Source organism: Nostoc sp. CHAB 5715, assembly GCF_020829685.1.
GTDB lineage: Bacteria > Cyanobacteriota > Cyanobacteriia > Cyanobacteriales > Nostocaceae > Nostoc.
This window is the reverse complement of sequence record NZ_JAIVFR010000317.1, coordinates 1-7,178: the sequence shown is the minus strand read 5'-3', so window position 1 is coordinate 7,178 and position 7,178 is coordinate 1. Positions and strand designations below refer to the sequence as shown.

The window sequence follows — 7,178 nt, the reverse complement described above, 5'->3', positions numbered from 1 at the left end:
GACTCCTATTTGATTTTTGAAATAACTCGCCCTCAACTCGAAAAGGCTGATTCCCTACTCCCTACTCCCTACTCCCTACTCCCTGCCTACACAAAGAAGTTCAGAAATCAAATCGGATTGCTATAGAGCGATCGCACTGGCAACCGCTATGAACTGGTAGATGTTGGTTTTTTAGTTGTTAGAGGCGATACAAACCTGAACAATGAAAGAAGAACTAATAATGATAGCTAAATATGAACTTCCGTGAAGAGTTTAAACTGCTACTACGCGCCCGCTACCCTTTAATTTATATTCCTACTTATGAGGAAGAACGGGTAGAAGCAGCTATCCGGGAAGAAGCAACCAACCAGGGTAATCGCCCAGTGTATACTTGGGATTTTGTCGATGGCTACCAAGGAAACCCCAATGATGTTGGGTTTGGGCGGCGTAACCCGTTGCAAGCTTTAGAATTCATCGAAAAATTACCAGCTTCTGCACCTGCGGTATTGATTCTCCGAGATTATCATCGCTTTTTAGATGATGTAGCGATCGCCCGCAAACTCCGCAACCTGTCTAGGCTTCTCAAGTCGCAACCAAAAAATATTGTCCTCCTGTCGCCGCGCATTGCTATTCCTGACGACTTAACCGAAGTGCTGACAGTCGTTGAGTTTCCCTTACCCGCCGCCCCAGAAATTAAAACTGAGGTGGAACGCTTATTACAAAGTACTGGTAACTCCCTTTTTGGCAAAGTTTTAGATGACTTAGTGCGCTCTTGTCAAGGGCTTTCAATGGAACGGATTCGCCGAGTTTTGGCAAAAGCGATCGCAACCCACGGAGAATTGCGACCAGAAGACGTGGATCTGGTTTTGGAAGAAAAGCGCCAAACTATCCGCCAAACCCAAATCTTGGACTTCTACCCTGCCACTGAGCAAATTTCTGATATCGGCGGACTGGATAACTTAAAAGATTGGTTGATTCGCCGGGGAGGTTCATTTACCGATCGAGCGCGACAGTACGGATTACCGCACCCCCGTGGTTTAATGTTGGTGGGTATTCAGGGAACTGGTAAATCGTTAACAGCAAAAGCGATCGCTCATCACTGGCATTTACCCTTGCTACGTTTGGATGTGGGAAGGTTATTTGGTGGTTTGGTGGGTGAATCAGAATCTCGGACTCGCCAAATGATCCAAGTAGCTGAAGCCCTAGCTCCCTGTATTTTGTGGATTGATGAAATAGATAAAGCCTTTGCCGGACTTGGTAGCAAAGGTGATGCAGGAACAGCCAGCCGTGTGTTTGGTACTTTTATTACCTGGCTAGCCGAAAAAACCTCACCTGTTTTTGTTGTCGCCACCGCCAACGACATCCAAGCCTTACCGCCGGAAATGCTGCGTAAGGGGCGATTTGATGAAATTTTCTTTGTGGGATTGCCCACCCAAGAAGAGAGAAAAGCAATTTATGATGTTCATTTATCCCGATTGCGCCCCCATAACTTAAAAAGTTATGACATCGAAAGGTTAGCTTATGAAACGCCCGATTTTTCTGGGGCAGAAATTGAGCAAACTTTAATTGAAGCGATGCATATTGGATTTAGCCAAAACCGCGACTTTACTACTGACGACATTTTAGAAGCAGCCAGTCAAATCATCCCCTTGGCACGAACTGCTGTAGAGCAAATTCAGCAACTCCAAGAATGGGCTGCTGCTGGGAGAGCGCGTTTAGCATCTAAACACAATCCTTTAAGCGAACGCCTCCGGCGCAATACGTGAACGCATTCAACGGCAGCTACAATAATTGGTTAGTTAATAATTGCTAGTCAATAGTCAACAGTTAATCATGAATTACTATTGACTATTGACTATTGACCATTGGTGATCAGGTTTTAACTATGTTGTCTGGCTTAATAAAGTTTATACTTGGGTTTTTCTTAGCGATCGCTGTCTTAATAGGTGGCGGCGCTGCAATTGCACTCTATTTCATGAATCGCACCGGCATACCCCCTGCCAAACCGGTTTTTTCTAATGATAGTCCCTCAGTGAAAGCCCAAGCTCCCAAAGCAACTGAGCCTGGAGGAGCTAAATCCACTCTTAAACCTGGGACAAAGACTGAATCGTCTCCAAGCTCAACCTCCGCTCCCACAGAATCACCAAAGGCTACCCCATCAGCAAAACCATTGCCATCGGGAGCTTACCGAGGGCGTGTTAGTTGGTCTGAAGGCTTGAGTTTGCGATCGCAACCAAATCAAGAAGCTGAAAAGATTGGTGGGGTTGGTTTTAATCAAAAAATTATTATTTTGTCAGAAAGCGAGGACAAATCCTGGCAAAAGATCCGTTTGGAAGGTAGCGAACAAGAAGGTTGGGTGAAAGCAGGTAATACTGAAAAAGTTAATGAACAATAACTCTCAGTATAATAACTATAAGACTTCGATTTGATTCTTGAAAAAATTTAAGTATATGTAGAGTGCGTTATGGCATTAACTTTCAGCACAACACACCCTACTACAAATGGCATCATTCTAACCTTGTCACGTCACTACGTGTATTTCAAAAATCAAATATGAGTCCTATAGTTAGCCACCAAGCCAAAAACAAGGAGTCTCTTACATATGAATATGAAACCCTGGATCTCCTTTCTCGCTTCCTTGCTGATTTTTCCTGTTTTCTTATCCGAATCTCCTGCTTATGCTCAACAAAAAGTCGGTAACGGTTGGAACTCCACCCATTACTTTCCTGCTGACTGGACAGGAGATGGAATTCCAGATTTAATTGTGAGAAACTCAAATGGAGATTTGATTCTGTATCCTTTTAAGAATGGCACTTTTTATAACGGTGGAGGTCCAATACAAGTCGGTAACGGTTGGAACTCCACCCATTACTTTCCTGTTGACTGGACAGGAGATGGAATTCCAGATTTAATTGTGAGAAACTCAAATGGAGATTTGATTCTGTATCCTTTTAAGAATGGCACTTTTTATCATTAGACATTTTCAAAAATTAGGTTTTTCCTAGAGAGCAGAAGGGTTTGAGAATCTTTTTTAGAGATGTCTAATAATCAATAGTAATCAGCAGACTGAACGCCTTTGAATAAGAATTCAGAAGTCAGAATTTAGTAGTCATACCAATTCAAGAAAAAAATGAAACAGATGCGTAGGTTGGGTTGAACGGAGTGAAACCCAACAATTACAAGACTTTTAGATGTTGGGTTTCGTCCCTCAACCCAACCTACATTCGTATCATATTTTTTGTGAAATGGTATCAAAATCAATTTATTTGGGAATTCAGACCCGCGACTGTCTTGTTGACCACCAAAAATTCTAGTTTTGTGGGGGTGCAAAAACGCCGCTTATTCATCCGCTTTTTCAGTCAGAATACCTTTCCTGTATTCTGACGACTGACGCCTTTATTCTGTTTGATAACAAACAGGAAGGCAAGACCGAAAAGGAGATGTAAGCTGTTACCAAAAAATCAACATAACGTAGAGAAACTGGTATAATTCTGTATAGTCATAACTTGAAAAAAACAAGTGGAAACAGGGGTAGATAGCTATTTAACCAAGCTTGCCTCAGTCTACGAGACATCCGAAAGCGTCAAGGTTGTTCCTACCGTAGCTAATTTCAAATTTTTGAATTGGAAAAAGTTATCTAGTGGTGCAGCGATGCGTCTTCTGTCTGTGGCACTGATTACCGGGCTTCTGAGTATCGCTGGACAAGCTTTAGCACTTCAGAAAATAGGAAGTAATGGCACTGAAGTTAGCAGTAGCCAGAGGTGTTTAAAAAAGTTAGGCTACTTTAAAGGCCCGGTGAGTGGCAAGTTTGCTAGCTTGACTCAGAATGCTGTGATCAAATTCCAGCAAGCCAATAGAATCCCTGCTGATGGTGTTGTGGGTGCTACTACTCAAAAAGCTTTGCAACGAGCATGTCAAAGTAGAACTTCTAGCAGGAATACCAGTAATGGTCAATATCCTGTTCTCTCTCAAGGCAAAACTGGTGCAGCCGTCACAAGGTTACAACAGCGTTTGCGGCAGTTAGGCTACTTGAATGTTAATCCCACTGGGAATTTTGGCCCAATGACTAAAGATGCTGTAATTGCATTCCAGCGAAATTATCGCATATCTGCTAACGGGATTGTGAATCAACAAACTTGGAACACACTACTGGGTTCCTTTCAGACTCCAGGCAGATCAAGGCTCTCAACTCAACAAGTGAGAGAATTACAAGTGCGTTTGCGGCAGCTAGGTTATTTTAATACTGCTGCGACTGGGAATATTGGCCCAATGACCAGAGAAGCTGTCACCCGATTCCAGCGAAATTACCGCCTACCTGTTGATGGCATCGCCAATGCCCAAGTTTTAGAGGCAGTACGTAGAGCCTCCACACCTGGATATACTACTCAACAACCAAGCAGAAATTATCTGACTGTAGGCGATCGCGGAGAAAATGTCAGATTAGTTCAAGAACGTTTGGCGCAGTTGGGTTTTTCTAATACTAATCCTGATGGACTTTTCAACGATTACACCAGACAATCTGTGATTGCATTCCAGCAATATTCTCGAATTAATTCTACTGGAAATGTAGATTGGGAAACTTGGGAAGCATTAGGGTTGAATGGTTCAACTGGGGGTAATTATACTCAAAATAATGATTATGTATTAGCTGACACTAATCGCTATGCATTACCTCCTACCAATGGCTACGTTGTACCTGTGACTAATGGCAACACATTAGTTGCTAATAATCCCTACAGAGTAATAGTGCCAATTTCCAGTAATGATACTCTGAGTAAAGTACAACAATATATACCCAACGCTATTACAGAGCAATCACATCTAGGGGATTATGTGAATGCTGGGGCATTTAGCGATCGCGCCCAAGCAGAGAGGGTAACGAAAATGCTCCGCTCTTATGGTCTTGATGCACGAGTAAAATACAATTGAAGAAGAAGTCAGAAGTCAGAAATCAGAATTCAGAATTCAGAATCACCTAGTTATGATGTTGACGACGGGCTACGCCTACTGCTCTCAATAATTTCCCGTAGCTTTGTTTTTTGTTCTGCAAGAGACATATTTCCATTAAAAATAATTTACTTGATTAATATCAGTGTGGATAAAGTCGTTACCTTTGAATAATAAAGGCTGATTTGTAGATTTTGCCAAAGCGTAAGAAAAGCAATCTCCCATATTCAGCTTTGCTGGATGGCGACTCTTACCAAATTTCAAGAATGCTTCACTGGCTAACTGTGCCTGCTCTGCACTGAAAGGTATGATAATTATGGAGAGTGCTTGAATCAATAAATTCAACTTTTCTACACCCTGCTGACCATGTTTAGTACCCAAAACTATGGAAGCTTCAACATAGCTCGGAGCAGAAAATAGGCAATCTTCGCTTTCGTCAATTAGTTGAATAAATATCAATTCTTCAGGTTCAGCATAAATAATTGCGAGGATAACTGAAGTATCAATAACCATTACTCTGGTATTCCAAACTCGTTATAGCCAATAATTTCATCGGGTGTTCTGCTATCAAGAGTTGGTAAATTTCTAATTTCATGACAGATACTGCGAACAACATTAATATCAATCTTTTTCGCTTTTATATTTTGGAAGGAAATAGGATGAAGTTGATACAATAGTTTTCCTTTTATTTCCATACCTGCAAGACTTGGAGGCATTTTTAGGTAGAGAAAACCATTCTCATCTACACGGGCATCAATGTTGATTTCCTGCATTGTCTTATGCTCTAAATTGAATTACCTTATTTATTTTAGTTTTTCGCCTGTAGCTACATAATGTCAGTAAATCGCAAAGTTTTGCTCAAGGGCGATGCCTACGGTGGTCACTGAGCCTGTCCTGAGCGTAGCCGAAGGGCGGGCTACGCCTACGCCAATTAGACACTCAGTAAAAGTTAGTTCTAAATAATACCTATTTTCTCTAGATTCGTATTTGATTTCTGAAAAAACTCAGTACACCTGTACTTTCCTTCTTTTTTTCCCTATTCACTGTTCACTGTTCCCTACCTACGCAAGTAATTTCAGAAATCAAATCGGATGGCTATAAGTAAAATTTATAGCAATTTGCCGCACCAACAGTTATTTCACCTCAGTTAACCGAATAATTCCGTATTAATACGTAATATTATTTGTTGTCATTTTAAAATAACTATGTTTAGATCGAATTGCCTTTAAAGTACCTTTACATAAATACATTATGTGCACATCACTTTCTATTTTAGATGCGTTAGGTAGCACCTATGTAGGTAGAACAATGGAATTTGCCGGAGCCTTGCCTTGGCAACTGAGTTACTTTCCCAAAGGATTAAAGTTTACTTCAGCCATTACCAATAAGGAAAATGGAATTTCTTACCAAACAAGTCAAGGATTTATTAGCATTACTTTAACGACAGATGCCTCTGCCAATCAATCTAACTATCAAGATTTAAAGGTTATTCAAGGTTTGAATGAAGCGGGCTTAAACTTCGGTGCAAATTCTTTTCCTTTGACTCAAGGACTAACCATAGAAGAAGATAAAATCCTAACATCCTTGGCCTTTATAGATATTGGCACTTGGGCATTGGGACAATTTAAAACCGTTGCTGAAGTTAAAGCAGCCCTGAGTCACCAACTAATCTACTGCACGCCTCTTGCCACATTACAGTCCAATACAACTCCGCTTCATTGCGTTTTTTATGATCCAACAGGGGCAAGTATCGTTGTTGAATATTTTCAAGGCAAACAGTGTATTTACGATAATCCTGTAGGGGTGATGACTAATGCTCCAGAATTTGCTTGGCATCTCACTAATTTGAATAATTACACCAATTTATCCAATATTGACTGTAATCAAACAAGCTTTGGGACTTTATGTCAGGTTTAATGATTAAAACATGGCACTTTCAGGAAAAATAGAGAATACAGATTTTGACAGGATCATCCGCCCGCAATGCGGATTTAAGCGTCAGGAAGTACTCACCGGGCCTGCTTTCGGGACGGACGTGTCGGTGGTTGATCTGAAAAACGGCCTGGGGCTGGCCATGACCAGTGACCCGCTGTCGCTCATTCCATCTCTCGGTCTGCAGGAATCAGCCTGGTTGTCGGTTCATTTAATGGCCAATGATATGGCTACCACGGGTTTTGCCCCGATGTATGCCCAGATGGTCCTTAACCTGCCACCATGGCTGAGTGAAGAAGATTTTGTGACCTACTGGGGTT

The 7,178-nt window shown here is 41.5% G+C and carries 7 protein-coding genes and 1 pseudogene; 6 read left to right on the top strand and 2 right to left on the bottom strand.

Annotation, left to right across the window (positions count from 1 at the left end; all coding sequences use genetic code 11):
• The first annotated feature begins 233 nt into the window (after nt 1-233).
• The 4 genes from LC574_RS18380 (at nt 234) to LC574_RS18365 (ending at nt 4,908) form a co-directional block, all read left to right on the top strand.
• Complete coding sequence (locus tag LC574_RS18380) at nt 234-1,745, top strand: AAA family ATPase (protein WP_229454839.1); 1,512 nt, start codon at nt 234-236, stop codon at nt 1,743-1,745.
• 119 nt (nt 1,746-1,864) lie between these two features.
• Nucleotides 1,865-2,374: an SH3 domain-containing protein gene (locus LC574_RS18375; RefSeq protein WP_229454840.1), complete on the top strand. Its 510-nt coding sequence runs from the start codon at nt 1,865-1,867 to the stop codon at nt 2,372-2,374.
• A 207-nt stretch (nt 2,375-2,581) separates the two neighbouring features.
• On the top strand, nt 2,582-2,956 hold the full coding sequence (locus tag LC574_RS18370) for a VCBS repeat-containing protein (protein WP_229454838.1): 375 nt from the start codon (nt 2,582-2,584) through the stop codon (nt 2,954-2,956).
• 542 nt (nt 2,957-3,498) lie between these two features.
• The gene (locus LC574_RS18365; protein ID WP_229454837.1) at nt 3,499-4,908 is read left to right on the top strand and encodes a peptidoglycan-binding protein; all 1,410 of its coding nucleotides are present in this window, start codon (nt 3,499-3,501) and stop codon (nt 4,906-4,908) included.
• A 135-nt stretch (nt 4,909-5,043) separates the two neighbouring features.
• Here LC574_RS18365 and LC574_RS18360 read toward each other — a convergent pair whose 3' ends face one another.
• A complete protein-coding gene (locus tag LC574_RS18360; protein ID WP_229454836.1) occupies nt 5,044-5,439 on the bottom strand; it encodes a type II toxin-antitoxin system VapC family toxin in 396 nt (131 codons plus the stop codon).
• Nucleotides 5,439-5,699 (bottom strand): hypothetical protein, encoded by a 261-nt coding sequence (locus LC574_RS18355; RefSeq protein WP_229454835.1) that lies wholly within the window; start codon nt 5,697-5,699, stop codon nt 5,439-5,441. Before LC574_RS18355 ends, LC574_RS18360 begins: the two co-directional genes overlap by 1 nt.
• Before the next feature lie 478 nt (nt 5,700-6,177).
• Between LC574_RS18355 and LC574_RS18350 the strand changes: the two genes are divergently transcribed.
• Nucleotides 6,178-6,843, top strand: a complete 666-nt coding sequence (locus tag LC574_RS18350; protein ID WP_229454834.1) for a linear amide C-N hydrolase — start codon at nt 6,178-6,180, stop codon at nt 6,841-6,843.
• Nucleotides 6,844-6,853: 10 nt separating this feature from the next.
• Nucleotides 6,854-7,178, top strand: a pseudogene (locus LC574_RS18345) (hypothetical protein); the annotation flags it as partial.

Bases quoted from the DNA above. Each gene is read 5' to 3' on its own strand.
- LC574_RS18380 (WP_229454839.1), top strand. From the start codon at position 234: ATGAACTTCCGTGAAGAGTTTAAACTGCTACTACGCGCCCGCTACCCT.
- LC574_RS18375 (WP_229454840.1), top strand. From the start codon at position 1,865: ATGTTGTCTGGCTTAATAAAGTTTATACTTGGGTTTTTCTTAGCGATC.
- LC574_RS18370 (WP_229454838.1), top strand. From the start codon at position 2,582: ATGAATATGAAACCCTGGATCTCCTTTCTCGCTTCCTTGCTGATTTTT.
- LC574_RS18360 (WP_229454836.1), bottom strand. From the start codon at position 5,439: ATGGTTATTGATACTTCAGTTATCCTCGCAATTATTTATGCTGAACCT.
- LC574_RS18355 (WP_229454835.1), bottom strand. From the start codon at position 5,699: ATGCAGGAAATCAACATTGATGCCCGTGTAGATGAGAATGGTTTTCTC.
- LC574_RS18350 (WP_229454834.1), top strand. From the start codon at position 6,178: ATGTGCACATCACTTTCTATTTTAGATGCGTTAGGTAGCACCTATGTA.